Genomic DNA, 25903 nt, shown 5'->3' on the forward strand with positions numbered 1-25903 from the left:
TTATTTAGTTAACGTTTTTGCCGGCGCACTGCCGCGCAAAAACCAAATCATGACGGGAACCAGATACAGCAGCCAAATCAGGACTTCGCCTTCGGTCGGGTGGTCGGTATAGCCGAAGAAACCGCCGAGCAGCACGCCTAAAGGGCTGTCTTCATGCAAATATTTCGATGTATCGAAAGCAATATCCTGCATCACATTCCATACGCCGGCCTCATGCAGCGCGCGAAACGAACCGGCCAGCAGACCGGCCGCCACCACAATCAAAAACGCGCCCGTCCAACGGAAAAACTTCGCCAAGTTCAGGCGCATACCGCCCTGATAAATCAGCGTACCGATGACAACCGCCACCAACAGCCCCAATACCGCGCCTATCGGCATAGACCACGTCGGGCTTTGCTGGAACACGGCCAGCAGGAAAAACACACTCTCCAAACCTTCGCGCGCCACAGCCAAAAACGCCATGCCGACCAAGGCCCAACCCTGGCCGCTGCCGCGGTTTAAGGCCGACTGAACAGAATCCTGAAGATGCTGTTTCATCGAACGCGCGGCCTTCTTCATCCACAAAATCATGTACGTCAGCATCGCCACAGCCACCAGGCCGATGGCGCCGACCACCAATTCCTGTTCTTTTTGCGGAATCTCGCCGGTAGCGGAATGAATGCCGTAACCAATACCCAAACACATGACCGAAGCCAAAAACACGCCCAGCCAAACCTTCGGCATCAGCTCGCTGTGTCCCGACTGTTTCAAAAAACTGGCAACAATGCCGACGATCAGGGCGGCTTCGATGCCCTCGCGCAGCATAATCAATAAAGCAATCAGCATAAAAAACTCTAAAGTGAAATGTTCATTTGTTAACGCATTTATAACGCTTTATGCTTAATAACGCAAATTATTTTTATTTTTTAATAACCCCATATTTATTAAGATTTTTTAAAATAAAATAACGGACGTAATCAATAAAAACTAAAAGGCCGTCTGAATAAGGCCGTCTGAATTTTATTTTTTCAGACGGCCTTAATTTATCTAAGCAATTGTAAATAAATAATAAAAAAGTTCCATAGTATAAATTTCCCTATCAGTGATATTTTCAGAATTTATCAAATTTAAAAGGTTGATTTACAACAAAAATTAAAACCGCCTTATCTTTTATAGTTGGCATATTGCTGGTGCAATCAGCAATCCATGACATAACAAACGCATAACAAAGAAACCCTCCTATGCCACGTTTAAAACTCCACCAAATCGCTTTGGCTTTGGCCGTTTCTGCCGCGCTGACCGCCTGCGGCGAGAAAACGGCTCAAACAACCGAAACCCCTCAAGCGGCTTCTGCCGCGAGCACTGCCGATGCTGTCGCAAGCACCGCCGCCGTTTCAGCCCCTCAAAATTCCGCCGATGTTTCTGCCGAAGACAAAGCCCTGTTGGAACGCGCGCAAGCCGTGTTCAAACCTTTGCCTGATGCGGCCGAAATGCAAAAAATCCGTCCGTTTACCGAAGAGCAGGTCAAACTCGGCCAACAACTTTGGTACGAAACCCGCCTGTCCAAAGGCAACACTGTCAGCTGTAACTCCTGCCACAACTTGGCAACGGCCGGCGTGGACAACATGCCGACCAGCGCGGGCCACAAAAGCCAATTCGGCGCCCGTAACCCCCCGACTGCCCTGAATGCCGCCTTGTTGGGCAGCCAATTCTGGGATGGCCGTGCCGCCGATGTGGAAGAACAAGCCGGCGGCCCATTGCTCAACCCGGTTGAAATGGCCAACGCGACCGAAGCCGATGCCGCCGCCAAAATCGCCGGCATTCCCGAATACCAAGAGAAATTCAAAGCCGCATTCCCTGAAGACGGCGCGGTTTCCTTCAAAAACATCACCGCCGCATTGGGCGCATTTGAACGCACCCTGCTGACCCCGACCCGTTGGGACGACTACCTCAAAGGCAACGTATCGGCCCTGAGCGAACAAGAACGCAAAGGCGTACGCGCATTTATGGACAACGGCTGTATGTCCTGCCACAGTGGTGTCAACTTGGGCGGTACCATGTTCCAAAAATTCGGTTTGGTGGACGGTCCTTACTGGAAACACATCGACGATCCTAAACACGACAAAGGCCGTGCGGACGTAACCAAAAAAGCCGAAGACGAATTCTTCTTCCGCGTTCCCGGCTTGAGAAACGTTGAGCGCACCTACCCATACTTCCACAACGGCAGCGTTTGGGAACTGGATAAAGCCGTCAACATCATGGCGAAAGCGCAATTGGGTAAAACCCTGGCTCCGGAAGACACTGAAAACATCGTTGCCTTCTTGAAAGCCCTCTCCGGCAATGTTCCGGAGTCTGCCCGAACCATGCCTGAGCTGCCCATCTCCCACGATGTCAAATCCCAACCTGACAACAAATAAGGTTTAGCACAAAACAAAGGCCGTCTGAAAATCCGTTTCAGACGGCCTTTTTGTTGCCGGCCATATGGGCGCATTTGTTTCACGATTCCACACAATATGGTAATCTTGAGCCGATTTTCACCATACATCCGAAAGGAACATCATGAGCCTGATTATTGAAGACTTGCAAGAAGGCCACGGCAAAGAAGCCGTCAAAGGCAAAGAAATCACCGTACATTACACCGGCTGGTTGGAAGACGGTACCAAATTCGACTCCAGCCTCGACCGCCGTCAACCGCTGACCATCACTCTGGGCGTCGGCCAAGTAATTAAAGGTTGGGACGAAGGCTTCGGCGGCATGAAAGAAGGCGGCAAACGCAAGCTGACCATTCCTTCCGAAATGGGCTACGGCGCACACGGTGCCGGCGGCGTGATTCCTCCGCACGCGACTTTGATTTTTGAAGTCGAGCTGCTGAAAGTGTACGAATAAGCATTTGACGCTTCCAAAGGCCGAGGCCGTCTGAAACCCGAAGTTTGGTTTTCAGACGGCCTGTTTTTATCAAGATTCGGTATAATGCCCTCTTTTACAAGCAAACCATTTCCCAAGGAACCCCCATGCTTTTACCCGAACAAGTCAAAACCCTGATTGAAGGCGTTACCCCTTGCGAACACGTCGAAGTCGAAGGCGACGGCCATCACTTCTTCGCCGTAATCGTTTCCTCCTCATTTGAAGGCAAAGCCCGCCTCGCCCGCCACCGCCTGATTAAAGACGGCCTCAAGCCGCAACTCGAAAGCAACGAATTGCACGCGCTGTCGATTTCCGTTGCCGCCACGCCGGCCGAATGGGCGGCCAAACAGGCTTAATTCGGAATCAAACAAAAGGCCGTCTGAAACTTCAGACAGCCTTTTTGCATTCAAACCCAAGCAGCCTCAGCTTCCGGCCTGCATCTGTTTTTTCGGAAAAAACTGCACCACGTTCTCCCCTTGCGGCAACACCAATTTTTTCACGGCATGGCCGTACACAGTTTCAAGCGTGATGTTCAGACGGCCTTCGTTGGCAAAAATCTTATCCACACATTCCTTTGCCGCTTGCGGATTGCTGAACTTCAACGCATTCCATAATCCCAAGGTTTCCATGTCCTGCCAAAACGTCCCGGCTTTTTTATAGCTCAACTCAAGCTTGGCCGTGTCGGTTACCGGATCGTAAAAGCCGTTGTCGGCGAGCATATCGCCCAAGTCGTGCATATCAATCAGCGTGGGTGCTTCGCATTCGATGCCTTCATGGTTCAGACGGCCTGTCAGCTCGCTCAGGCTGTCGCGGCCAAAGTGCGTGAAAAATAATAATCCGTCGGTTTTCAAAGCAGCGGCCCAGTTTTTCAATACCGGCAAAATATCGTCGGCGCGGCTGAGGCTGAGGTTGGCCCACAGCATATCGGCGGCGGCTTCAGGCAGCGGCGTGGTCAGGGCTTGGCAATGTTGCGGAATGGTTTTGCCGGTCAGCTTCTGCCAGAAACCGCCTTTGCGCGCGGCGGCGGCGGTTTTCAAAAAGTCGGCATTCGGATCGTATTCTTCAAACACGGCGTCGGGATAACGCGCGGCCAGCAGGCTGCGGCTGATGTCGGCATCGGCACCAATCAGCATGATGCGTTTGGGTGCATTGCGGACCAGCTGTAGGCGCTCGTCGGTGTCTTGGGCGAGATGGCGGTGAATCTGCCAGCGTTTGTCTTGTTCGGTCATGGTGGGTCGTGTCAGCGGGCTTTGCCCGACAATATTCTGTTTTTATGGTTGAAGGCTGTTTCAGACGGCCTTTTCGACAAAATTGCGGTAGGTTTCGGCAAACTCGTCGGCATGGCTCAAAAAGGGCGCGTGTGCGGCTTTGTCGATAAGGACCAGCTCGCTGTTGCTCAAATGGCGGTGTAAATATTCGCCCATGCGCGGCGGCGTAATGGCGTCTTTCTGTCCAAACACCAGCAATGACGACGTTTGAATAAGCGGCAACAACGGACGCGCGTCGGCATGGTTGACCGCTTCAAGCGCGGCCTGTAAGGCGGAAGGCGTGCCGCAGCGCGCCAAATCGGGCAGCACCCGGTTTAAGATTTCGCCGGAATGCGGTGTGTGCAGCAGTTGCAGTTGTAGAAACTGTTTAATATGTTTGGCATAATCCTGCTGGAATGCGCCGACCATCTTGCCCAAGGCAGGTTGCGCCAAGCCTTCGGGATAATCCGTGTCGGCAGTCAATCGGGCAAAACTTGCCGTCAGGCAGAGCGATTGGATTTTGTCGGGATAAAGCGCGGTCAGATACAGGGCAACCAATCCGCCCAGCGACCAGCCGAGAATGTGTGCCGGCGTGTCGATTTGTCCGGCGAAGGCTTCGGCAACGGCGGCAATATCAAACGGCTCGGTAAAAGGCGCATCGCCGTGTCCGGGCAAATCAAGCGCGCGGACGTCCCAACCGGCAGGCAGGCGCGGTATCAAATCGTCGAATACATGGCGGTTCGCCGCCCAACCGTGTATCAGATAAACTTTTTTGGCGGAGTGTGGCATGAATGTTCTTTCTTGGTGGCGCAATTTGAAACGGCTCGATGCGCGACGTTGCGTATTATGCCACGATTCCGTTTCAGACGGCCTTTGCCGAGGCTGCGCAAACGATTTGACGGAATATTTTATCGACGCGGCACAAAGCTGCCCTTTGTGTTTCCGCCATGTCGCGGGTGGAGCAGTGTGCGGCAGTTGTCAGAAAAAGCCGCCCGCATTTGATAGAATGTGGGCCTCGCTGTATTACGAACCGCCCGTCAGCAGCATGATACGCGAGCTGAAACACTTGGCCGACTTGGGTATGAGCCGTCCGTTGGCGGATTTAATGTGCCAAAACGCACCGGACTGGCTGGCAACGGAACACTTCGATTTCGTCCTACCCATGCCTTTGAGCAAAGAGCGGCGGCTCAAGCGCGGATTCAACCAAAGCGAGGCGTTGACGGATATTTTGGCGAAACGCTACGGCTGGACGCTGCTGCCGCGCCACGCGGTTTTCAGACGGCACGGCGAGCCGCAAAGTACGCTGAAAAGCGACGAACGTCGGCGAAATATCAAGAATGCATTTAAAATCAAAGCCGAATTGCCGAAGGCGTGTAATATTCTGTTAATTGACGATGTCTTTACCACCGGTTCGACTTTGGACGAATTGGCGAAAACGCTGAAAAAATCAGGCGCAGGTAAGATTTTTTGCTGGAGCTTGGCGCGTCCGCCAATGAAAAAATAGCTTAAAGTTTTTGACACCCATGGAACATTTCGGCATTATGCCACTCTATAAGTGATTGATTTATATGTTTACCATAGTTTTGTACCAACCCGAAATCCCGCCCAATACGGGCAATATCATCCGCCTGTGCGCCAATACCGGTGCCGATTTGCACTTGGTCAAGCCGCTTGGTTTTCCTCTGGATTCGTCCAAAATGAAACGCGCGGGCTTGGATTATCACGAGTTTGCCAAACTGACGGTACATGAGAATTTCGAAGACTGCCTCAAGGCACTCGAAGGCCGCCGCATTTTCGCGCTGACCACCAAAGGCTCTACCCGCCCCGACGAAGTTTCCTTCCGCGAAGGCGACGTGTTGCTGTTTGGTCCCGAAACGCGCGGCCTGCCTGCCGAGATTCTCGACAGCCTGCCTGCCGGACAAAAAATCCGCCTGCCGATGATGCCCGGCAGCAGGAGCATGAATCTTTCCAATACCGTCGCCGTGATTCTGTTTGAAGCATGGCGACAAAACGGTTTTGCCGGCGGCGTATAGCAGGCCGTCTGAAACCGCTGCGTTATCAACTCAAGAACGGAACCCGTTTTGACTTTTACCAAAAAAACCCTCCTTTCCTTAGCCGCCGCCACCATCGGCGTCCTTTCCATCAATGCCGCTGTTGCCGACAGCGTGGTCCGAGTCGAAAAACTGCATCCTTCTGCCAACCGCAGTTACAAAGTTGCCGGCAAACGCTACACGCCGCTGACCCAAGTTTCCTCTTTCAGCCAAACCGGCAAAGCCTCATGGTACGGCAACCAATTCCACGGCCATAAAACTTCCAGCGGCGAGCGTTACAATATGAACGCCCTCTCCGCCGCCCACAAAACCCTCCCTATTCCCAGCTACGCGCGCGTGACCAATATACAAAACGGCAAAAGCGTCATCGTCCGTGTCAACGACCGCGGCCCTTTCCATGGCAACCGCGTCATCGATGTTTCCCGCGCCGCCGCCCAACAATTGGGTTTCATCAACCAAGGCACGGCCAACGTCAAAGTTGAACAAATCATCCCCGGCCAAACCGCCGCTCAAACCATTGTTTCCCCAAACAACAAAGAATTTTTTGTTGATTTGAAATCCTTCGGTACCCAACGCGAAGCACAGGCTTATCTGAACCAAGCCGCACAAAGCCTGCCGTCAGACAGCAAAGTCATGCTGGAAAAACGCAACTACGAATACGTTGTCAAAATGGGTCCGTTCAGCAGCCAAGAACGTGCCGCTGAAGCAGGCGAACGCGCCCGTCATTTGAACCTGGTATCCGCCATCTGATTTCGTCCGCGTTAGCGCTGAAGTTTGATACAATACAAGGCCGTCTGAAACCCGATTGCAAGGTTTCAGACGGCCTTTTTTAATCACAGGGGAACACCATGATCAGCAGGCTCACAGGCAAATTGATTGAGAAAAATCCGCCGCAGGTCGTTATCGACGTCAACGGCGTCGGTTATGAAGCCGACGTTTCTATGCAGACTTTCTACAACCTGCCTCCCGTTGGCGAAACCGTCCATCTCTACACCCAGCTTGTCATCCGCGAAGACGCGCATTTGCTGTTTGGTTTCGCCTCGGCCGAGGAACGCGCCACCTTCCGCCAACTGGTCAAAGTCAGCGGCATCGGTGCCAAAACCGCATTGGGTATCTTGTCGGCCATGAATGCCGACGAGCTGGCGCAAGCCGTCGCTGAAGAAGACGTCAAACGCCTCTCCTCCGCCCCCGGCATCGGCAAAAAAACCGCCGAGCGCATGGTGTTGGAACTGCGCGGCAAACTCGTGTCCCATACCGTTTCAGACGGCCTGTTTGCCCCTGATGCCGTTGCCGACGAAAGCCAAGACATCATCAACACCCTGCTTGCCCTCGGCTACAACGAACGCGAAGCCAAAGCCGCCACCAAGGGCATTCCCAAAGGTACGGAAGTCGGCGAAGGCGTGCGCCTGGCCTTAAAAAACCTGCTCAAATAAGGCCGTCTGAAACATGAAAACCGCCGTCCTGAGTGCCGCCTTGCTTCTAAGCGCGTGCGTTTATACCGAGACTCCGTACGGGCGCACCGCCGTCTTAGATCTGCCCGTCCACGCGCAAACCACCGTCAACAAAACCGTGACCATCAACGCCCCGCCCGGGACGACCGTCATCTATCAAGACAGCGAACCCGTCCGCAATTACCCGGCCTATCCCGTTTATCCCCGCCGAATTTATCGTTATCGATAAACAACGCTGACCGTTTGAAACCATAGGTTCAGACGGCCTGTTGAGAGACCAACCATGAAATACATCCTTCCCCTGCTTTTACTCCTGAGCGCCTGCACACCGGACACCAAGACCACCACGGATGCCGCATCCGCCCCCAAAACACACGGCTTCGCACACCGCCTGACCGAAGGCGAAAAACTGCTGACCCAAGCCCTCATCAAACAAGACCTCGCCGCCTACTTCAAACACGAAACCGGCGGCGCATTTGCCGAACAAGCCCCCTTATTCTCGGCCCAGCAACTTGCCGAACAGAAAAACATCCCCCAAAACGATGCCATCGGCGTTTATGGCAAAATCATCAAAACCCAAGGCCGCACCGCCTGGCTGCAAACCGACAAGCAAACCCTCAAACTCGATTTGGCCGAACCGCTGCAAGAAGCAGAAGGCGAAGTTACCCTCGTCTGCCAACATGAAAACACCGCATTCCAAGACTGCCAAACAGAAGAAAACTTCGCCCGACGCTTTACCGAACAAATCTTCTCGGCGGTCGAGTCCGGACGCGTATCCGCCCAAACAGACGCACCGGCCGAAGAAATCATGGCCGGCCGCCTCATCCCGTTTTTGAGTGCCGCCAGCGACTTTACCGGCAACTTCAAAGCCTGCGCCACCACCATGACCGAATACTGCACCAGCCGCCTGGCACGCGAAATGCCCGAATCCGCAGTCCGCAAAAAAGCACAGGAATTGGGTTTGACCGAAATAGCATTTAAAAAGAAAAAATAAATATTTAGGCCGTCTGAACCTTATGGCGGCTGTGTTATAATCCGCACCTCATACAGGTCGGACAGACAGTCGCCGCGTATCGCGTAAGGCATACGGGGAGGAAAGTCCGGGCTCCACAGAGCAGAATGCCGGCTAACGGCCGGGCGCGGCAACGCGACGGAAAGTGGAACAGAAAGCAATACCGCCGATGATTGCCTTCGGGCAAAACAGGTAAGGGTGAAAAGGTGCGGTAAGAGCGCACCGTGCATTTGGTAACAAAGCGCAGCAGGCTAAACCCCATTCGGAGCAAGACCAAACAGAACGCGATGACGCTGCTCGCCGAGCGTTCGGGTAGGTTGCTTGAGCACACCAGCAATGATGTGCCTAGAGGAATGACTGTCCGCGACAGAACCCGGCTTACCGTCCGAGCTGTATGTCCCCATACCGCGGCAGGTTTTAAAAACCTGCCGCATTTTTATCGAAATAAAAAGGCCGTCTGAAACCTGAATCTTGGTTTCAGACGGCCTTTTTTAAAACCGCTGTTTATGGGCGGTATTCCGGTTTCATGCCGTTGGGCAGAAGCTGCCATACATAGCCGGTGGTTTTCATTTTGCCGGCCACTTCGCCTGCCTCGTCGCCATAGCCCCAGAAATAATCCACACGGACCGCGCCTTTAATCGCGCTGCCGGTGTCTTGCGCCATAATCAGGCGGTTGAGGGCTTTTTTGGTGATCGGATGGGCAGTGGCGACAAATAACGGTGCGCCAAGCGTGATGTAGTGGCGGTCAATGGCACCGGCGTATTCGCCCATCAACGGCGTACCCAATGCGCCCACCGGGCCGGAATCGCCGCTGCCGGTCAGCTCGCGGAAGAAAACGTAGCTTGGGTTTTGCCCCAAAACTTCGGCAAGGCGACCAGGGTTTTGCTTCATATAGGCCTTGATGCCCTGCATACTGGTCTGACCCAGCGGCAGATAGCCTTTGTCCGCCATATAGCGGCCGATGGAAACATACGGATGCTCGTTTTTATCGGCAAATCCGACACGGATGTATTTGCCGGACGGCGTTTTCAGACGGCCTGAACCTTGAATGTGCATAAAGAAAAGTTCGACCGGATCATCTGCATAACCCAAAATCGGCGCTTTGCCGTTAAGCGCGCCGCCGTTGATTTGGCTGCGGGTGTAGTAAGGAACGAAACGGCTGCCTTCAAAACGGCCTTTCAGCGCGGTGCTGCGTGCTGTAATCGGGAATCTGGACAAGTCGGCCGTGTATGTGCCGCTGTTGTCGATGACGCCGCTGTTTGGGCCGGTTTGGCGGATGCGGACGGTGGCTTTGCTGCCCCTCAAGTTTGCAGCCAACGGAACGGAAACAAAATCGTTCGGAATGCCGTAAATAGGAAAACGGGATTGGCTCGTGGATTTGTCATCGCCGCGCAGGACCGGTTCGTAATAGCCGGTAATGGTGCCGGCAGGATTGCCGCCGTTATCGACGCGCCATGCGGTGAAATAGCGCTCGAAAAAGTGCTTGGCTTGGAAATGGTGCACCGGTGTTTGCATGGCTTGGATACAAACGTCCTGCCAGCCTTGGCGGTTTTTAAGCTTTTCACAGCCTAAACGGAAAGACTGCAGGCTTTTGGTAAAGTGTTGGAGGTCCCAGTGCGGCAATTCGTTGTAGGAAACTACGGTGTAGTTTGCTCCTCCCCCGCTCACTGTCGTACCGACGGGATCGGGCGTACCAGTGGGGCGGTCGGGGCCTTTGATAACGCTGGTGTCGGTTTCAGGAAGATTTTTAATGCTTTTGCTCGGACAGGCGGCAAGAATGGCCGCGGCAATGCTGACGAGCGTAATGCGGTACAGATGTTTTTTCATGGAATCAATAGCGTGTCGAAAGGCCGTCTGAAAGCTATTTTTTCAGACGGCCTATGTTGGAAAGTGCTGATTTTAACACAAAAAAGCCATTTATCGGCGCGGTGGCAATTTGACGACAACCGTATCGGCCAGCATATCATAGAGCGTGCGGCGGTCGCGTTTGACGGAAAAGAGCATGATGAAGTTGATGAAGGCTATAAGCAGAGAAATCAGGTTTCCACCCGTGCGTGTCATTTACTGCCAACATTACTGCAATGACTATAATACCGACAATAAATGACCAAGCCACTTCGCGTATCAAAACCGTACCACCAAAACCTGGATTGCTCCCGTCACTTTTTAACACCCGAATGCCCATAATTTTTTTACCTAAAGACTGACCGTCCCGGCTCATGTAATACAGTTGGAAGATACCAAAAACCAAATAGACAGCCAAAGAAATAAAAAATGTTATGACAAAATATTCAGAGGTATTTGTTGCATTTTAAGCTTCATGCTCTTCTAATTCTTCATACTTAGGTTCAGTACTTAAAAGAATCTCTTGAATATTCTCTGCCATTTTTTGATCGCATTCACGAGCAATATCAACCATAGCTGGATTTTTAAATATGCCTTTGTCAGGATCATAAACTTGCGACATTAAGGCCACTTCATGGCGATCTGCGTCAAAATAATATTGACTGACTGCTTTTGCCATTTTAGGGGCCATGCCTAAATTGATAAGTGCTCGTTTACCTGCTCGGACTGCTGAATCAAAGGTTTCACGAATCACATCATCAGCTCCCGCTTGATATAGTGCGAAGGTATCAAAACGATCGAATGCTCGTGCGATGATTTTTATGCGAGGATTAATTTCTCGAGCAAAATGGACGATTTGATTTGCTTGCGCCGGATTATTGATCGCTACAACAAGTAAATCAGCCTTTTCCAATCCTGCTGCAATTAAAAATTCTGGACGAGAAGCATCACCAAAATAGGATTTTATTCCGTAATCATTAAAGCCTTTAATCATGGAAGGATCTAAATCTACGACGGTGGTATCGTAACCACTTAATCGCAGTAAATCATTCACTATCTGTCCGAAACGCCCCATCCCCAGAATTAAGATTGGATGCTGTTCATCAATTTCATCTGGCTGAATATCATCTGTCTTCGGTTTAGGCATCAGTTTTTCATAAAGAATTAATATAATCGGTGTAAACACCATCGAAAGCACAACAATCGCTGTCATATTCGCATTTATGGTTTGATCTATCACGCCTTCTGCTGTAGCAGCAGCAAATAAGACAAATGCAAACTCCCCACCTTGAGCCATTAAAAATGCTCGTTCCAATGCGGTTTTATGTGAGCTTTTTGCTACGCGAGCAACCAAGTAAATACAGAGACCTTTTGTGAGCATGAGAGAAATCACACCCAATAAAATCAATGACCAGTTTTCAATAACCACATCGAGATTTAATGACATTCCCACACCAAGGAAGAAAAGACCAAGTAACAAGCCACGGAAAGGCTCGATATCGGCTTCAAGTTGATGACGGAAAGACGACTCAGATAACATGACTCCCGCCATAAAAGCGCCCATTGCCATCGAAAGCCCGGCTTCTTCCATTAATAACCCCGAACCTAATACAACAAAGAGTGCAGCAGCTGTCATCACTTCGCGTGCTTTAGAGTTTGCGAGAATTTTGAAGACTGGATTTAGAATAAAACGCCCAATGAAAACCAACGTCCCTAATGCCACCATCGCAATAAGCGCAGACTGCCACCAAACGATTTGAGATTCACGTTCAAAAGGTGATAAGAATGTAATCACCGCTAATAAAGGTACAATCAGCAAGTCTTCAAATAATAGAATTGAAACAATTTTTTGACCCGGTTTTGTTGAAAGTGCTTTTCGTTCCCCAAGCACCTGCATCACAATTGCTGTTGACGTTAAAACAAAACCCGATGAACAAACAAAAGCGACTTCCCAAGATAAGCCAAATTGAGTCGCAACAACGGTCATCAGTACCGCAGAAATGACAACCTGCAAGCTACCTAATCCAAAAATCTGACGACGTAAACTCCAAAGATGAGAAGGCTTCATTTCAAGCCCAATCACGAATAAAAACATCACGACGCCAAATTCAGCAAGATGAATAATCGCTTGTGGATCATTGATAATATGCAATCCAAAAGGCCCAATAACTAATCCTGCTGCTAAATAACCTAATACAGAACCTAATCCGATACGTTTGAATAGCGGCACAGCAACAACTGCAGCCCCCAATAGGGCTACAACCCGGATGAGATCACCCGCTCCTTCCGCAGCCATAGTTAACTCCTCAAATATTTTAAATATAAAAAAAGACCGCATAGTTAGAAAGAGAAGACTCCGAAACTAATTCTTTGCTTTCATCAAAAGTGAAAACTACCATCACAATGAATGGTACCCATATCAAAACATTAAACAAATTATTCAACAAATATGCCGCAACCCTCGCTCCCGGCGAAGCAATATGGACATCTACTATTTCTGTTTTAGGCAAATCCGACAAATTGATTTCGCTCATTTAATCTTCCTCTGTGCTATTTAATGAGATGCAATTTCATTACCATCTTAACCTATTTTTCCATCATTCTAAAAAATTTCGATAAAAACCTTTACATTTTCCGCAGACGGCGTTAAAACGTTTGTTTTCCCCTTTTTTATAGTGGGTTAACAAAAGTCTGAACAAAGCGGCAGGCGATGCCGTTCCGATTTTTGTTAATGCACTATAAACTTATCCGGATTTTCTTTGTAAGGAGTAACACATGAAAGTAGGTTTTGTCGGCTGGCGCGGTATGGTCGGCTCTGTTTTGATGCAGCGTATGAAAGAAGAAAACGACTTCGCCCACATTCCCGAAGCGTTTTTCTTTACCACTTCCAACGTCGGCGGAGCTGCCCCTGATTTCGGTCAGGCAGCCAAAACATTGTTGGATGCCAACGATGTTGCCGAATTGGCAAAAATGGACATCATCGTTACCTGTCAGGGTGGTGATTACACCAAATCCGTCTTCCAACCCCTGCGCGACAGCGGCTGGAACGGCTACTGGGTTGACGCGGCTTCTTCCCTGCGCATGAAAGACGACGCGATTATCGTCCTCGATCCTGTCAACCGCAACGTCATCGACAACGGCCTCAAAAACGGCGTGAAAAACTACATCGGCGGCAACTGTACCGTTTCCCTGATGTTGATGGCTTTGGGAGGCCTGTTCCAAAACGATTTGGTCGAATGGGCAACCAGCATGACCTACCAAGCCGCTTCCGGCGCGGGTGCGAAAAATATGCGCGAACTCATCAGCGGCATGGGCGCGATTCACGCCAAAGTGGCAGACGAGCTTGCCGATCCTTCCAGCGCGATCCTCGACATCGACCGCAAAGTGTCCGATTTCCTGCGCAGCGAAGACTATCCGAAAGCCAACTTCGGCGTACCTCTCGCCGGCAGCCTGATTCCGTGGATTGACGTAGACTTGGGCAACGGCCAGTCCAAAGAAGAATGGAAGGGCGGCGTGGAAACCAACAAAATCCTCGGTCGCAGCGACAATCCGACCGTGATTGACGGCTTGTGCGTACGCATCGGCTCTATGCGCTGCCACAGCCAAGCCCTCACCCTGAAGCTGAAAAAAGACCTGCCTGTTTCTGAAATCGAAGCCATCTTGGCAGGTGCAAACGATTGGGTGAAAGTCATCCCCAACGAAAAAGAAGCCAGCATTCACGAGCTGACGCCTGCCAAAGTTACCGGCACACTGTCTGTTCCTGTCGGTCGTATCCGCAAACTGGAGATGGGCGGCGAATACATCAGCGCGTTCACTGTCGGCGACCAACTCTTGTGGGGCGCTGCCGAGCCGTTGCGCCGCGTATTGCGCATTATCTTGGGCAGCCTGTAATTTAGGTTGGCATGAAAAATGCAACGGTTTGAGCCATTGCTTTTTTGAATAATAACAAGGCCGTCTGAACCTTTCAGACGGCCTTTTTCCTATTCTTTTTTACCGGCCAAACCGATTTCTTTGGTGGAATCGCCAACTTTAATTTGCGCCTTACCGGCAATTTCTTCAGCCTGCGGGCCGAAGAGTTTCAAATCATAACGGCCGTTTTCAATACCGTTCAAACTGGTTTTACCGCTGATGGCGGCTTTGCCGTTGTTATTGCCAATGCCTGCGGCAAGCAGGTCGACATTATTGTGGGAAGCCATGCTGCTGATTTTGCCGTAACCTTGTTTTTTATCGAAATCTACGGTGTATTTCAGACGGCCGCTGCGGTCGTCGCCATTAAACGCAATACCCGAATACTGATAGCTGCCTTGTTTGGGCAAATTGCGATACGCTGTTTCATCGCCTTGGACTTCGCCGACGGTGAATGTGTATGTATCGAGGTTTTGCAGCTTGCCTGCGTCATCGGCTTTTTGTTTGGCGTAACGCGCGGCAACAGTGGAATAATTTTGTTTATACACTTGGAAGTCGCCCGTTTCCAAAGTGATGACTTGACCGTTTACCTTAATTTTTTGGGCGTAGTCATAAGAGGATAATTTATCGGTTTTCAAAAAGCCGGTATCGAGTTTGCCGCCTTTTTGCAGGGTTTGCGTTTTACCGTTAGCCGTCAGCTCCAACGTACCGTTTTCAGGGACGGATTCGTTCAATTCAACGGACAACACGCCTTTCGGATGCGGATTGAGCGGCTCGGTCACGGCATTCGACAAGCCGCTTGTTGCGCCGCCGCAGGCAGCCAACATCAAAGACAGGGAAACAGTCAAAGCAGAAATACGGAGGGTTCTCATCATTTTTTCCTTTCCTTTTTTATTTGGTATGATATTTATCATATACCTAAAAAAATGAACAATAAATGATTTTTGTCAAAATTAAGCATTCTGAATATTGATTTTATAAATATTGAAACATTTTTAGAATATCGGGCATTCAGTCCTTCCCGCCTCCCTTCCGCTATAATCATTTTATTTTGCAAACGGATTTCATCATGCCGAAAATCACCCTTATCGCCGCCTACGCCGCCCGCCGCTGTATCGGCATCAACAACACCATGCCTTGGCATTTGCCTGAGGATTTTGCCTTCTTCAAATCCTACACCACCAGTAAACCCGTCATTATGGGCCGCAAAACATGGGAATCTCTGCCGCGCAAACCGCTGCCCGGCCGTCAAAATATCGTCATCACTCGCCAAGATTATCAGGCCGAAGGCGCGCAAACGGCGGCTTCTTTGGAAGATGCGCTGGCTTTGTGTCAGGGGGTTGAAGAAGTCATCATCATGGGCGGCGCGCAAATTTATACACAAGCCCTGCCGATTGCCACCGATTTGCGTTTGACCGAAGTCGGTTTGGATGTGGACGGCGATGCGTTTTTTCCTGAGTTTTCCACAGAAACATGGCAAGAAGCCTCTCGGGAAAACCATGTTTCCGCCAAAGGCATTGAATACGCGTTTGTGCATTATGTGAAGGCATAATCCGACAGTGCAAAGGCCGTCTGAAACCCTGTTTTTCAGGTTTCAGACGGCCTTTTTATTTCGTTTGTTTACGGCATACCGTTTAAGCCGTTTTGTTTTTCAAAGGCAGCTTGATATGCGGTTTGGCCGGCTTGGGCGCTTCTTTCAGTCCAAGTTCGATTTGCTGCTCTTCGCTCAACAAATTGCTCCAGTCGCCTTTTTTATACCAGTCGCGGCCGTCCAACTCGATGGGGTGTTGGATGCGTTCGCAACCGTTGCCGCATTGCAAATCGTCTTCTTTGCAGTATTTGTCGCAACCCCAGCAGATACGCTCGGGATTTTTCGGGAAAATGGGAAATTTCTTGGCCATGGTGTTCTTCTTTTGTTTGTGTGCGGTACGGGCAGAATTATAAGTGATTTGAATGGGGCTGGCGGCGGGTTTATCGTGTTTTACGCTGATTTTTTAAGATGTGTTAACCTTTCAGACGGCCTATACTGTAAAAATTATCCCTACGCGGTACAACAAGAGGACCTAATATGAACATATGCCGTCTGAAGCCTGAATTTGTCGAGCCTTTAGCCCTCGCGCTGTTTGAGGAATGGCACGATTTTGCGCCGTGGTCGTCTCTGGAAAAAATCCGTGCGTATTACGCGCAGTGCCTCTATGGGGATAACTTGCCACTGGCGTTTGCGGCTGTGGATAACGAAGGGCGGCTGATGGGTTCGGCGGCATTGAAGCGGTTTGATATGGCGTGTTTTCCTGAATACGAATATTGGCTGGGCGATGTGTTCGTTTTGCCGCAGTTTCGCGGTTTGGGCGTAGGCAGGCAGCTGGTTTCGTTTTGTCTGGATAAAGCGCGCGAATTGGGTTTGCCGCATCTGTTTCTCTATACGCCGGATGTGCAGGCCGTGTATGAAAAGTTCGGCTGGAAAGAAATCACACAGACTTGGCACAACGGAGAAACCGTATCCGTCATGAAATTGGATTTATAGCTTGAAAAGAATAAAAGGCCGTCTGAATATTTGGTTTCAGACGGCCTTTACCTTTTGAACAATCCACAACTACCCTATCCGTTTAAACGGCGGCAAACAGGCCAATAATTGTTGGCCGTAGCGTTGCGTTTTGACGCGGTTGTCGAGGATGGTCACGCGGCCGTAATCCTGTTCGGTACGGATAAGGCGGCCGACGGCTTGGATTAATTTGATGCTGGCTTCGGGCACCGTAATTTCGATAAAAGGATTGCCGCCGCGTTGTTCAATCCAACGGTTTTGGGTTTTCTCGATGGGGTTGTCCGGCATCGCAAACGGCAACTTGGCAATAATGACTTGTACGCAGGCCGTGCCGGGCAGGTCGAGGCCTTCGGCAAAACTGTCGAGGCCGAAAACAATGCTGGCTTTGCCTTCGGCAATAGCTTGATGATGCCTTTGTAAAAGAACGGCCTTGGGCAACTCGCCCTGCACAAGCAGAAGCGGCAAGTATTCGTCAGGCAGGCGCAAGGCGACATCCTGCATTTGCTTGCGCGAGGAAAACAACACTAGCGTGCCGATGGCTTCAACCGGCGAAACCAGCTTCGGCAACCATTCGACAATAGCAGCCGTGTGTGCATCAGGGTCTTTGGGGCTGGCATGAACCGGCGGAATATACAGCTCGCCTTGCGTATCGAAATTAAACGGGCTTTCCAAAGCAAGCGTGGTGGTTTCGGGCAGCCACAGCAGGCCGGTTTGGCGCAAAATCAGGTTGAAGCTGCCGAGCGATTGCAGGGTGGCCGAAGTCAACACCGCACCTGCCGCGCGCCGCCACAGGTTGTTGGCAAGGTGGGATGCGCTGCTGATGGGGCTGGCGTTGAAAATATAGTCGTTTTTGTCGTCGGCACGGCGGGTTATCCATTTCGCCAACGGCTCTTCGCCCTCAATGGGAACGGTGGAGAGCAAATCCCAAACCGCGCTGATTTGTTCGATACGGGCGATAAAAAGGCCGAACTCGCTGGTCAGGCGGTCGAGGAGTGCGCCGTCCTGCTCTTTTTCGCGGCGCGCGGCGGAAAGCGCATCGTTCAGCCCGATAACGTGTTTGAGCAGGCTGCGCGCAGCAATGGCTGTATTGGAAACTGTGGTTTCTAGGCCTTCGGGGATTTTGCCGTCTTCCCACAACCAAGTCGGTTCGTTGTGTTTCCGCCTGTCGTTTTCAGACGACCCCAGACTTAAAGACGGCTCTTCCGCTAAGTGAAACTGCCATTCATGCAGGCTGTCGAGTAAGGATGTGGCAGCTTCGTCGGCAAGGTTGGCAAGTTCGGCTTTATCGGTAAGCGCGGCAATTTTGCCGGTCAGCTGCGGCAGTTTTTCCAGTGTCCAAACGGCAATATTCCATGAATGTTCGGCGGCAAAGCGGCTGAGGGCTTTTTTGGGCAGGTGGTGCGCTTCGTCTATGCAATAGAAACTGTTTTCGGGCGCAGGCAGAATCACGCCGCCGCCCATGCTGATGTCGGCAAGCAGAAGATCGTGGTTGGCAACGACGACATCGACGGTTTCCAAGACATCTCGCGCCAGGTAAAACGGACATTCCGCACGGTTGGGACAGGCGGATTTCAGGCAGCCGTGGCGGTCGTTGGTAACTTTGAGCCAAATCGCGTCATCGATTTTTTCCGGCCAAGCATCGCGGTCGCCATTAAAACGGCGGGCGGAAAATTCATCGGCAATGTCGCGCAGCAGCTTTAATTCTTCGGGCTTGGGTTTGCTGTCCCACAACACAGCGGGAGCTTCAAAGCCGAGCAGGTTTTGCTGGGCGTTGCTTTGCGTGAGTTGGTAGAGTTTGTAGGGGCAGAGATAGCGGCCGCGCCCTTTGGCAAGCGCGAAGGTCAGTTCCAAACCGCTTTTTTCCACCAAAAACGGCAGGTCGCGGTCAACCAACTGCTCCTGCAAGGCAACCGTCGCGCTGCTCACAATCAGCCGCTTGCCGCGCGTCTGCGCCATAATGCCGCCCGCCAGCAGATAGGCAAGTGATTTGCCCACGCCGGTCGGCCCTTCGATCACGGCAATGCTCTCACCCTCTCGCTTGGGCGGCTCGCCGCCTTCTTCGCGCGTCAACGTCCGCGAAAAAGCGTTGGCAATCGCTGCAATCATTTCCCGCTGCGAAGCGCGCGGACGGAAACCGGGCAGGTTTTTGCCGATATTTTGGTAATGGTCGCGGATGGCGTTTTTTTCTAAATCGGTGAGCATTGAGGCCGTCTGAATGGGTTTGCAAGAATAGCGTATTTTAGCATTTTTACCTTCATGAAGCCTTCGTAAAGTCTTACTCTATTTTAGGGTTTGGCATTTTGATGGCGATGGCTAAACCGAAAAACCATAATCGGTTTTAATCAAGCAAAAGGCCGTCTGAAACTTTAGCCGCACTGATGCAGAGGCACCCACAATTTTTGCTTCTCGGATTTGTTTTTCTCGTAGCGGTTCCACGCTTTTTCGTGAAAATAAAAGACGACGGTATTGACGATGGGTTCGACCAAAGCCACCGCGCTGGAAACGCCGATACTGCCGGTCAGAATATAGGCGACACTAAATGCGACGCTGAAATGCAAAATAGCAAATGTAATGGTTTTAATCATTTTGTTTTCCTGATACATTGATGCTTTAATAACTACATAATAATTATTATCAACTAACGCGTATATTTTAAATCCTTTATCCTTATTTAGATTTTATAAATCGATATTTTATTTTTGATAGGAATTTTATGAATTCGCTCCAAATTGTCGTCCTTGACCGCGATACCCTCGTCAACCGCCCATTTGAATTTGATTTTCCACACACATTAAGCAGCTACGGCACAACCGAAGCGCACGAAACGCTGGCGCGTATCCGCGGTGCGGACATTGTGATTACCAACAAAGTCGTGATTTCCGCCCAAGCCTTTGCCGAAAATCCACAACTCAAGCTGGTTGCCGTTACCGCGACAGGCGTCAACAATGTGGATGTTGAGGCCGCCAAACAAAACGGCACGGCAGTGTGCAATATCCGCGCTTACGGCAATGAATCCGTGGCGGAACACGCGTTTATGATGATGATTACCCTGATGCGCAACCTGCCTGCCTACCAGCGCGACGTTGCGGCAGGCTTGTGGGAAAACTCACCGTTTTTCTGCCACCTCGGCGCACCGATGCGTGATTTAAACGGTAAAACGCTGGCAATTTTCGGTCGCGGCAATATCGGTAAAACGCTGGCAACTTATGCTCAGGCTTTCAAAATGAATGTCGTGTTCGCCGAACATAAACATGCCCAAAGCGTCCGCGACGGCTATGTTTCCTTTGACGAAGCCATCCGCTCCGCCGATGTCGTGTCGCTTAATTGTCCGCTTACACCGCAAACGGCAAACATGATAGGCGAAGCCGAATTGCAACAAATGAAACCCGGCGCCATCCTCATCAACTGCGGGCGCGGCGGCTTGGTTGATGAAGCCGCTTTGGTTGCCGCGTTGAAATACGGCCAAATCGGCGGGGCAGGTTTTGACGTGTTGACACAAGAGCCGCCGCGCGACGGCAATCCTCTGCTGAAAGCCCGACTGCCCAACCTCATCGTCACGCCACATATTGCATGGGCAAGCCAAGAGGCCGCCAACCGCCTGTTTGACATCCTTTTGGACAACATCAACCGCTTCGTGGCCGGCAATCCGCAAAATCTGGTTTAAGCTATGGAAAACCTGTTGATAAGGTTGTGAACAATTTTAAAGGCCGTCTGAGATATTCAGACGGCCTTTATTAATCTTTATTTATTTCATAAAGTTATCTATCAAATAGGTTAAATCGTTTCATTCTTCATTGTGGATAACCCTATAAAAAGGCCGTCTGAGTATTTCAGACGGCCTTTTGTTTGCCTATGCAAATTAAATATCGTATGTCGTTGAAGCGGTATCGCCGCCCTTGCCTGTCCAGTTGGTATGGAAGAACTCGCCGCGCGGTTTGTCGGTACGCTCGTAAGTGTGCGCGCCGAAGTAGTCGCGTTGCGCTTGCAGCAGGTTGGCCGGCAGACGCTCGGAAGTGTAGCCGTCAAGGAAGGTAATGGCAGAAGCCATGCAAGGCATCGGAATACCGCACTCTATCGCTTTGGCGACTACTTTACGCCATGCAGGCAGACAGGTTTCCAACACGCCTTTGAAATAAGGATCGGAACCCAAGAAGACCAAATCAGGATTGGCTTCGTATGCGTCGCGGATGTTACCCAAGAACGCGCTGCGGATGATGCAGCCTTCGCGCCACAAGAGGGCAGTGTTGCCGTAATTCAAAGCCCAATCGTTGTTTTCGCTGGCTTCGCGGATGAGCATAAAGCCTTGTGCATAAGAAATGATTTTGGATGCCAACAGGGCTTGGCGCAAAGCATCCACCCATGCGGCTTTATCGCCTTCAATCGGGGGAATAGTTTTGCCAAACAGGCTGTTTGCTTGGGCGCGTTGGTCTTTAAATGCGGACACGCAACGTGCAAATACGGCTTCGGAAATCAAGGTCAACGGGATACCCAAATCGAGGGCATTGATGCCGGTCCATTTGCCTGTGCCTTTTTGACCTGCGGTATCGAGGATTTTTTCGACCAAAGGTTCGCCGTTTTCATCTCGGTAACCCAAAATCGCGGCGGTAATTTCAACCAGATAAGAATCCAGTTCAGTTTTGTTCCACTCGTTGAAGATTTGATGCATTTCGTCATAAGACAGGCCCAAACCGTCTTTCATGAATTGGTACGCTTCACAAATCAACTGCATATCGCCGTATTCGATGCCGTTGTGCACCATTTTGACGAAATGGCCTGCGCCGTCGCGGCCGACCCAGTCGCAGCAGGGTTCGCCTTGCGGGGTTTTGGCGGCAATGGCTTGGAAGATGGGTTTGACGGCGGGCCATGCGGCTTCGTCGCCGCCAGGCATGATAGACGGGCCGTGACGCGCGCCTTCTTCGCCACCGGATACACCGGCACCGATAAAGCGGATGCCTTTCGCGGCCAGCTCGTGTGTACGGCGGGTGGAATCAGGATAGTTGGCATTACCGCCGTCAATAATGATGTCTCCTTCGTCCAAAAGTGGAACGAGTTGCTCGATAAAATCGTCAACAACAGAGCCAGCACGAACCATCATCATGATTTTGCGTGGTTTTTCTAATTTATCAACCAGATCTTGCAGTGAATATGCGCCGATAATATTGGTATTTTTGGCTGCGCCGTTTAAAAAATCATCTACTTTGCTGGTCGTACGGTTGAATGCAACAACTTTAAAACCATTGTCGTTCATGTTGAGAATCAGGTTTTGCCCCATTACGGCAAGGCCGATTACGCCAATGTCGCCTTTCATTTGGTGAAACTCCGTTATTGATTAATTTTATCAAGCGTAACTCTAGCTGATTTACACGTTTTTAACAATCCTTAACTTTTTAATTTTTTGAAAAGATGCCTTTACGTTTCAGACGGCCTTTGCCTTTGGGAAAACAAACTATAAATTAGATTTTAAATAATAAATAGAAGATGATATTGAATGCTGCCACAGCTTGTTGATAACTTTGATTACAAAATTTTTTCAAATACTTAGCTGATATTTTTTGATAAGGATAAAGTAAGGTCAGCCTTGTTTGCAGATGTGGATAAAATTTTCCTGCTGCTCCATTCTGTGGGTAACTTTTTGCCTGTACACAATCTTAGCTTGTTTTATACTTCTCCAATCGGAACTGATTGACTAGAGAAATAGTCAAATGGTTTTTTATTTCAAGCTATTTTCATATTTCCTTTTGTTTAAGTTGGGAAAAGGTCGTCTGAAAATATTTCAATAAGGGTGTGCATATGAAGTTTTCCTTTAGTATTAAACTGTTATCCGTTTTGATTTTGGCCGCTTGTGCGCAACAGCCGGTTCTGAAACCTCAAGCTACCCTACCCTCCGTATCTGTGGATAACCATGCGCCGGAACAAGGGACGGGGCTGACCGAGCAGAAATTGATCCGCGCCAAGCATTATATGGCAGCATCTGCCAATCCGTTGGCAACCGAGGCGGGATATGAAATTTTGAAACGCGGCGGCAGCGCGATAGATGCAATGATTGCCATGCAGACGACCTTAGGTCTGACCGAACCGCAGTCTTCCGGTTTGGGCGGCGGCGCGTTTCTGGTGTATTGGGACAATAAGGCGAAAAAACTGACGACGTTTGATGCCCGTGAAACGGCGCCGAAAGCGGCAACGCCGGCGCTTTTTTTGGATGAAAACGGCAAACCGATGGGCTTTATGAAAGCAGTGGTCGGCGGCCGTTCGGTCGGTGTGCCGGGGATTCCAAAGCTGCTCGAAGATGTCCACAAGCGTTACGGCAAATTACCGTGGGCAAGTTTGTTTGAGAAACCGATTACTTTGGCGGAACAAGGTTTTGCTGTTTCTCCGCGTATGGCGAAATCCATCGAGCAAAATTTGGAACCCTTGCAACGTTATCCGCAAACCGCCGCTTACTTCCTGCCTGACGGCAAACCTTTGGCTGCGGGAATGGTGTTGAAAAACCCTGAATTTGCGCGTTCCGTACGCCTGTTGGCGGAAAAAGGCAGCGCGCCGTTTTACCAGGGAATGCAGGCGCAGAATATTGTTCGTTCCGTTACCGGTGCTGTGGATAATCCCGGCAAAATCAGCATGGCGGATTTGAAAAACTACCGCGTTATCGAGCGTGAACCGGTTTGCGCGCCGTATCGTGAATATGAAGTTTGCGGCATGGGCGCGCCAAGTTCGGGCGCAATCGCTTTGGGGCAGATTTTGGGCGTATTGCAAAATCAGGATATGAAGGCGTTGGGCGCGGAAAATATCCACAGTTGGCGCTGGATAGGCGATGCGTCGCGGATTGCGTTTGCCGACCGTGATTATTATGTCGGCGATCCTGCGTTTGTAAACGTTCCGACCCGTGCCATGATTTCTCAGGCTTATTTGAAACCGCGTGCCGAAGAAATCCGCAAGGCTGACAAGGCATTGGAAACTATTCAGGCAGGCAAGTTTGGCAAAGCATACGCGCAGGGTATGGCGGTCGAGCTGCCGTCCACCAGCCATTTGGTGGTTGTGGATAAAGACGGCAACGTCGTGTCGATGACGACTTCGATTGAAAACGCGTTCGGTTCAGGGCTGATGGCAAACGGCTATCTGCTCAACAACGAATTAACCGATTTTGCCTTCAACCCTGTTGGAGAGGATGGTAAAACGGTGGCCAACAGCGTTGCCGGTGGAAAACGTCCGCGTTCTTCGATGGCGCCGACCATTGTGATGAAAGACGGAAAACCTTATATGGCGGTCGGTTCGCCGGGTGGCAGCCGCATTATCGGTTTCGTTGCTAAAACGTTGGTGGCGCATATCGACTGGGGTATGGACATTCAGACGGCAATTTCACTGCCGAATATGCTCAATCGCGGCAGCCAGTATGAAATCGAGGATAAAACGGCAGCGGCGGATAAAGCGGTTGCATTGGAAAAATTGGGCTACAAAGTCCAAATCCGCGATTTGAATTCCGGCGTACAAGGCATTGTGATCGGCAAAGACGGTTTGCTTGGCGGCGCCGACCCGCGCCGTGAAGGCAAGGTCATGGGTGATTGATATTGTCGGTTTGACATGAAAAAGGCCGTCTGAAACCTAGTTGTTCAGACGGCCTTTTTAGTTTGGGAAAATATATGGATAAGATGTGTATAAGAATAACGTTAAATTTTAATATTTTTATTTTTCAATAAGATAAAAGGGATGAATATGTGGATAATTACTTGTGGAAAAACGACATGATTTAGGCCGTCTGAACCTTTCAGACAGCCTTTTTATTGGACTGTTTTGTCTATTTTCTATCAGGCTGCCGGCAGCTCGTGAAAAGCACTAGGCAAGTCTTCATCATCGGCAAACTCAACCCATTCGTAAGCGCTTTCATCTGCCAAAACGGCACGCAACAGCGCATTATTGATGGTATGTCCTGATTTGTAACCTTCAAATGCGCCGATAATCGGATGGCCGACAATGTACAAATCGCCGATGGCATCGAGAATTTTGTGGCGGACAAATTCATCGGGATAACGCAAACCTTCCGGATTCAAAACGTCCATGTCGTCAATCACGATGGCGTTATTCAAATTGCCGCCTAGTCCGAGATTGTGGGCGCGCATCATTTCTACTTCGTGCATAAAGCCGAAGGTACGGGCGCGGGCAATCTCATCGATATAGGATTTTCCTGCAAAATCAATTTCGAAAGTAGGTGCGCTGCGATTGAATACAGGATGGTCAAATTCGATGGTTAAAGTAACTTTAAAGCCGTCATAAGGCGTAAAGCGTACCCATTTTCCGGTTTCTTTGATTTCAACGGGTTTGAGGATTTTTAAAAAACGTTTTTGGGCTTTTTGATCAACCACGCCTGCATCTTGTAAAAGGTAAATAAACGGCAGGCTGGAGCCGTCCATAATCGGAATTTCAGGCGCGTTCAATTCAATCAAGGCATTGTCGATGCCGTAGGCAGACAGTGCCGACATAATGTGTTCAATCGTACCGATGCGCACGCCTTTATCGGTAACGATGGTTGAAGAGAGGCGGGTATCGTTGATCAAATAAGGATTTAATTTGATTACTTCGCCCATTTCCCCACTTAAATCAGTACGGCGGAACGAAATACCGCTGTTTTCTTCGGCAGGATGCAAAGTCAGAGCGACCCTTTCGCCCGAATGCAGGCCGACGCCGGTAACGCTTACTGATTTGGCTAAAGTCCGTTGCAGCATAATTGCTTCCTTTTAAAAAGTCTGATGGGCAAATGATACGTTAAAAAGGAAAAAACAAGCCATCATTTTTAATAGTATTTGCCAATATGGATGTTTTGCGAGAGAAACTTCTAGATTTAAATTATCCACAATAGCATGTGAAATTGAAGTGGGTAATTTGGGTTTTATCCACAGATAAATAGGGAAATTAAGATTCTATCCTTTTTTATTCCGGCATTCAGTTGGGGTTGGCCTCAAAGATAAAAAGGAATT

26 protein-coding genes, 1 other RNA gene and 1 pseudogene are annotated in these 25903 nt (G+C 50.2%); 15 read left to right on the forward strand and 13 right to left on the reverse strand.

What is annotated here, in order from left to right:
- Positions 1–825 (reverse strand): iron uptake transporter permease EfeU, encoded by an 825-nt coding sequence (gene efeU / locus HMPREF3022_RS09050; protein ID WP_036492490.1) that lies wholly within the window; start codon positions 823–825, stop codon positions 1–3.
- Between the two features lie 395 nt (positions 826–1220).
- On the opposite strand from efeU, the gene HMPREF3022_RS09055 reads away from it, so the two are divergent.
- The 3 genes from HMPREF3022_RS09055 to HMPREF3022_RS09065 all read left to right on the forward strand — a co-directional run bounded on the left by HMPREF3022_RS09055 (position 1221) and on the right by HMPREF3022_RS09065 (position 3239).
- The gene (locus tag HMPREF3022_RS09055; RefSeq protein WP_070765511.1) at positions 1221–2396 is read left to right on the forward strand and encodes a cytochrome-c peroxidase; all 1176 of its coding nucleotides are present in this window, start codon (positions 1221–1223) and stop codon (positions 2394–2396) included.
- Positions 2397–2535: 139 nt separating this feature from the next.
- Positions 2536–2865 (forward strand): FKBP-type peptidyl-prolyl cis-trans isomerase, encoded by a 330-nt coding sequence (locus tag HMPREF3022_RS09060; RefSeq protein WP_094192864.1) that lies wholly within the window; start codon positions 2536–2538, stop codon positions 2863–2865.
- 125 nt (positions 2866–2990) lie between these two features.
- Positions 2991–3239 (forward strand): BolA family protein, encoded by a 249-nt coding sequence (locus HMPREF3022_RS09065; protein WP_003686612.1) that lies wholly within the window; start codon positions 2991–2993, stop codon positions 3237–3239.
- Between the two features lie 66 nt (positions 3240–3305).
- On the opposite strand, the gene HMPREF3022_RS09070 is transcribed toward HMPREF3022_RS09065, so the two are convergent.
- On the reverse strand, positions 3306–4112 hold the full coding sequence (locus tag HMPREF3022_RS09070) for a class I SAM-dependent methyltransferase (protein ID WP_070765512.1): 807 nt from the start codon (positions 4110–4112) through the stop codon (positions 3306–3308).
- Positions 4113–4172: 60 nt separating this feature from the next.
- On the reverse strand, positions 4173–4919 hold the full coding sequence (gene bioH / locus HMPREF3022_RS09075; RefSeq protein WP_070765513.1) for a pimeloyl-ACP methyl ester esterase BioH: 747 nt from the start codon (positions 4917–4919) through the stop codon (positions 4173–4175).
- Between bioH and HMPREF3022_RS09080 the strand changes: the two genes are divergently transcribed.
- The 7 genes from HMPREF3022_RS09080 (at position 4918) to rnpB (ending at position 9041) form a co-directional block, all read left to right on the forward strand.
- A complete protein-coding gene (locus tag HMPREF3022_RS09080; RefSeq protein WP_070765514.1) occupies positions 4918–5634 on the forward strand; it encodes a ComF family protein in 717 nt (238 codons plus the stop codon). The two genes, bioH and HMPREF3022_RS09080, sit on opposite strands and share 2 nt — an antisense overlap.
- Before the next feature lie 64 nt (positions 5635–5698).
- Positions 5699–6163, forward strand: coding sequence for a tRNA (uridine(34)/cytosine(34)/5-carboxymethylaminomethyluridine(34)-2'-O)-methyltransferase TrmL (gene trmL / locus HMPREF3022_RS09085; protein WP_036492475.1), 465 nt, complete (start codon positions 5699–5701; stop codon positions 6161–6163).
- A 48-nt stretch (positions 6164–6211) separates the two neighbouring features.
- Complete coding sequence (locus tag HMPREF3022_RS09090) at positions 6212–6931, forward strand: septal ring lytic transglycosylase RlpA family protein (protein ID WP_070765515.1); 720 nt, start codon at positions 6212–6214, stop codon at positions 6929–6931.
- 98 nt (positions 6932–7029) lie between these two features.
- Positions 7030–7614 (forward strand): Holliday junction branch migration protein RuvA, encoded by a 585-nt coding sequence (gene ruvA / locus HMPREF3022_RS09095; RefSeq protein ID WP_049349161.1) that lies wholly within the window; start codon positions 7030–7032, stop codon positions 7612–7614.
- 13 nt (positions 7615–7627) lie between these two features.
- Complete coding sequence (locus tag HMPREF3022_RS09100; protein WP_070765516.1) at positions 7628–7861, forward strand: methionine-binding protein; 234 nt, start codon at positions 7628–7630, stop codon at positions 7859–7861.
- 54 nt (positions 7862–7915) lie between these two features.
- Positions 7916–8626, forward strand: a complete 711-nt coding sequence (locus HMPREF3022_RS09105; RefSeq protein ID WP_070606574.1) for a hypothetical protein — start codon at positions 7916–7918, stop codon at positions 8624–8626.
- Between the two features lie 53 nt (positions 8627–8679).
- Positions 8680–9041: RNase P RNA component class A (gene rnpB, locus HMPREF3022_RS09110), an RNA gene on the forward strand.
- A gap of 107 nt (positions 9042–9148) precedes the next feature.
- Here the strand turns inward: rnpB and HMPREF3022_RS09115 are convergent.
- From HMPREF3022_RS09115 to HMPREF3022_RS11425, 4 genes and pseudogenes are all read right to left on the reverse strand, one after another.
- The gene (locus tag HMPREF3022_RS09115) at positions 9149–10471 is read right to left on the reverse strand and encodes a murein transglycosylase A (RefSeq protein WP_070765517.1); all 1323 of its coding nucleotides are present in this window, start codon (positions 10469–10471) and stop codon (positions 9149–9151) included.
- 90 nt (positions 10472–10561) lie between these two features.
- Positions 10562–10919 (reverse strand): annotated as a pseudogene (locus HMPREF3022_RS09120) (RDD family protein); the annotation flags it as partial.
- Positions 10920–10955: 36 nt separating this feature from the next.
- Positions 10956–12785, reverse strand: coding sequence for a monovalent cation:proton antiporter-2 (CPA2) family protein (locus tag HMPREF3022_RS09125; RefSeq protein ID WP_070765680.1), 1830 nt, complete (start codon positions 12783–12785; stop codon positions 10956–10958).
- Between the two features lie 19 nt (positions 12786–12804).
- Positions 12805–13023: a hypothetical protein gene (locus tag HMPREF3022_RS11425; RefSeq protein WP_283119069.1), complete on the reverse strand. Its 219-nt coding sequence runs from the start codon at positions 13021–13023 to the stop codon at positions 12805–12807.
- Between the two features lie 241 nt (positions 13024–13264).
- Here HMPREF3022_RS11425 and asd point away from each other — a divergent pair, with 241 nt between their 5' ends.
- Positions 13265–14380, forward strand: a complete 1116-nt coding sequence (gene asd / locus HMPREF3022_RS09130) for an aspartate-semialdehyde dehydrogenase (protein ID WP_063076326.1) — start codon at positions 13265–13267, stop codon at positions 14378–14380.
- Between the two features lie 89 nt (positions 14381–14469).
- Here asd and HMPREF3022_RS09135 read toward each other — a convergent pair whose 3' ends face one another.
- The gene (locus HMPREF3022_RS09135; RefSeq protein WP_070765518.1) at positions 14470–15267 is read right to left on the reverse strand and encodes a factor H-binding protein; all 798 of its coding nucleotides are present in this window, start codon (positions 15265–15267) and stop codon (positions 14470–14472) included.
- 197 nt (positions 15268–15464) lie between these two features.
- On the opposite strand from HMPREF3022_RS09135, the gene HMPREF3022_RS09140 reads away from it, so the two are divergent.
- Positions 15465–15947 (forward strand): dihydrofolate reductase, encoded by a 483-nt coding sequence (locus HMPREF3022_RS09140; RefSeq protein ID WP_049333102.1) that lies wholly within the window; start codon positions 15465–15467, stop codon positions 15945–15947.
- An 82-nt stretch (positions 15948–16029) separates the two neighbouring features.
- On the opposite strand, the gene HMPREF3022_RS09145 is transcribed toward HMPREF3022_RS09140, so the two are convergent.
- The gene (locus HMPREF3022_RS09145) at positions 16030–16296 is read right to left on the reverse strand and encodes a DUF3079 domain-containing protein (protein ID WP_003686685.1); all 267 of its coding nucleotides are present in this window, start codon (positions 16294–16296) and stop codon (positions 16030–16032) included.
- A gap of 167 nt (positions 16297–16463) precedes the next feature.
- On the opposite strand from HMPREF3022_RS09145, the gene HMPREF3022_RS09150 reads away from it, so the two are divergent.
- Positions 16464–16919 carry a GNAT family N-acetyltransferase gene (locus tag HMPREF3022_RS09150; protein WP_049333100.1) on the forward strand — a complete coding sequence of 152 codons (456 nt, stop codon included), beginning with the start codon at positions 16464–16466 and terminating at the stop codon, positions 16917–16919.
- Between the two features lie 69 nt (positions 16920–16988).
- On the opposite strand, the gene dinG is transcribed toward HMPREF3022_RS09150, so the two are convergent.
- The gene (gene dinG, locus HMPREF3022_RS09155) at positions 16989–19139 is read right to left on the reverse strand and encodes an ATP-dependent DNA helicase DinG (RefSeq protein WP_049333099.1); all 2151 of its coding nucleotides are present in this window, start codon (positions 19137–19139) and stop codon (positions 16989–16991) included.
- Positions 19140–19303: 164 nt separating this feature from the next.
- A complete protein-coding gene (locus HMPREF3022_RS09160) occupies positions 19304–19522 on the reverse strand; it encodes a DUF2061 domain-containing protein (RefSeq protein ID WP_070826381.1) in 219 nt (72 codons plus the stop codon).
- Between the two features lie 128 nt (positions 19523–19650).
- Here HMPREF3022_RS09160 and HMPREF3022_RS09165 point away from each other — a divergent pair, with 128 nt between their 5' ends.
- Entirely contained in the window at positions 19651–20601 is a 951-nt protein-coding gene (locus tag HMPREF3022_RS09165) for a D-2-hydroxyacid dehydrogenase (protein WP_049333097.1), read from the forward strand.
- Between the two features lie 195 nt (positions 20602–20796).
- Here HMPREF3022_RS09165 and gnd read toward each other — a convergent pair whose 3' ends face one another.
- Positions 20797–22245, reverse strand: coding sequence for a decarboxylating NADP(+)-dependent phosphogluconate dehydrogenase (gene gnd, locus HMPREF3022_RS09170; protein ID WP_049333095.1), 1449 nt, complete (start codon positions 22243–22245; stop codon positions 20797–20799).
- Positions 22246–22727: 482 nt separating this feature from the next.
- Between gnd and ggt the strand changes: the two genes are divergently transcribed.
- Complete coding sequence (gene ggt, locus HMPREF3022_RS09175; protein WP_049333093.1) at positions 22728–24497, forward strand: gamma-glutamyltransferase; 1770 nt, start codon at positions 22728–22730, stop codon at positions 24495–24497.
- 239 nt (positions 24498–24736) lie between these two features.
- Here the strand turns inward: ggt and lpxC are convergent, their stop codons facing one another.
- A complete protein-coding gene (lpxC, locus tag HMPREF3022_RS09180; RefSeq protein ID WP_070765519.1) occupies positions 24737–25651 on the reverse strand; it encodes a UDP-3-O-acyl-N-acetylglucosamine deacetylase in 915 nt (304 codons plus the stop codon).
- Positions 25652–25903: the final 252 nt, after the last annotated feature.

Origin of the sequence: Neisseria sp. HMSC065C04 (assembly GCF_001815375.1) — a bacterium.
Lineage (GTDB): Bacteria > Pseudomonadota > Gammaproteobacteria > Burkholderiales > Neisseriaceae > Neisseria > Neisseria flavescens_D.

What these genes read in the sequence shown, in the direction of transcription:
- ggt (WP_049333093.1), top strand. Translation starts at nt 22,728, where the DNA reads ATGAAGTTTTCCTTTAGTATTAAACTGTTATCCGTTTTGATTTTGGCC.
- HMPREF3022_RS11425 (WP_283119069.1), bottom strand. Translation starts at nt 13,023, where the DNA reads ATGAGCGAAATCAATTTGTCGGATTTGCCTAAAACAGAAATAGTAGAT.
- HMPREF3022_RS09100 (WP_070765516.1), top strand. Translation starts at nt 7,628, where the DNA reads ATGAAAACCGCCGTCCTGAGTGCCGCCTTGCTTCTAAGCGCGTGCGTT.
- dinG (WP_049333099.1), bottom strand. Translation starts at nt 19,139, where the DNA reads ATGCTCACCGATTTAGAAAAAAACGCCATCCGCGACCATTACCAAAAT.
- efeU (WP_036492490.1), bottom strand. Translation starts at nt 825, where the DNA reads ATGCTGATTGCTTTATTGATTATGCTGCGCGAGGGCATCGAAGCCGCC.
- HMPREF3022_RS09070 (WP_070765512.1), bottom strand. Translation starts at nt 4,112, where the DNA reads ATGACCGAACAAGACAAACGCTGGCAGATTCACCGCCATCTCGCCCAA.
- HMPREF3022_RS09125 (WP_070765680.1), bottom strand. Translation starts at nt 12,785, where the DNA reads ATGGCTGCGGAAGGAGCGGGTGATCTCATCCGGGTTGTAGCCCTATTG.
- HMPREF3022_RS09135 (WP_070765518.1), bottom strand. Translation starts at nt 15,267, where the DNA reads ATGAGAACCCTCCGTATTTCTGCTTTGACTGTTTCCCTGTCTTTGATG.
- HMPREF3022_RS09115 (WP_070765517.1), bottom strand. Translation starts at nt 10,471, where the DNA reads ATGAAAAAACATCTGTACCGCATTACGCTCGTCAGCATTGCCGCGGCC.
- HMPREF3022_RS09055 (WP_070765511.1), top strand. Translation starts at nt 1,221, where the DNA reads ATGCCACGTTTAAAACTCCACCAAATCGCTTTGGCTTTGGCCGTTTCT.
- lpxC (WP_070765519.1), bottom strand. Translation starts at nt 25,651, where the DNA reads ATGCTGCAACGGACTTTAGCCAAATCAGTAAGCGTTACCGGCGTCGGC.
- bioH (WP_070765513.1), bottom strand. Translation starts at nt 4,919, where the DNA reads ATGCCACACTCCGCCAAAAAAGTTTATCTGATACACGGTTGGGCGGCG.
- HMPREF3022_RS09160 (WP_070826381.1), bottom strand. Translation starts at nt 19,522, where the DNA reads ATGATTAAAACCATTACATTTGCTATTTTGCATTTCAGCGTCGCATTT.
- HMPREF3022_RS09145 (WP_003686685.1), bottom strand. Translation starts at nt 16,296, where the DNA reads ATGGCCAAGAAATTTCCCATTTTCCCGAAAAATCCCGAGCGTATCTGC.
- trmL (WP_036492475.1), top strand. Translation starts at nt 5,699, where the DNA reads ATGTTTACCATAGTTTTGTACCAACCCGAAATCCCGCCCAATACGGGC.
- gnd (WP_049333095.1), bottom strand. Translation starts at nt 22,245, where the DNA reads ATGAAAGGCGACATTGGCGTAATCGGCCTTGCCGTAATGGGGCAAAAC.
- HMPREF3022_RS09065 (WP_003686612.1), top strand. Translation starts at nt 2,991, where the DNA reads ATGCTTTTACCCGAACAAGTCAAAACCCTGATTGAAGGCGTTACCCCT.
- HMPREF3022_RS09150 (WP_049333100.1), top strand. Translation starts at nt 16,464, where the DNA reads ATGAACATATGCCGTCTGAAGCCTGAATTTGTCGAGCCTTTAGCCCTC.
- HMPREF3022_RS09105 (WP_070606574.1), top strand. Translation starts at nt 7,916, where the DNA reads ATGAAATACATCCTTCCCCTGCTTTTACTCCTGAGCGCCTGCACACCG.
- HMPREF3022_RS09165 (WP_049333097.1), top strand. Translation starts at nt 19,651, where the DNA reads ATGAATTCGCTCCAAATTGTCGTCCTTGACCGCGATACCCTCGTCAAC.
- ruvA (WP_049349161.1), top strand. Translation starts at nt 7,030, where the DNA reads ATGATCAGCAGGCTCACAGGCAAATTGATTGAGAAAAATCCGCCGCAG.
- HMPREF3022_RS09080 (WP_070765514.1), top strand. Translation starts at nt 4,918, where the DNA reads ATGAATGTTCTTTCTTGGTGGCGCAATTTGAAACGGCTCGATGCGCGA.
- asd (WP_063076326.1), top strand. Translation starts at nt 13,265, where the DNA reads ATGAAAGTAGGTTTTGTCGGCTGGCGCGGTATGGTCGGCTCTGTTTTG.
- HMPREF3022_RS09140 (WP_049333102.1), top strand. Translation starts at nt 15,465, where the DNA reads ATGCCGAAAATCACCCTTATCGCCGCCTACGCCGCCCGCCGCTGTATC.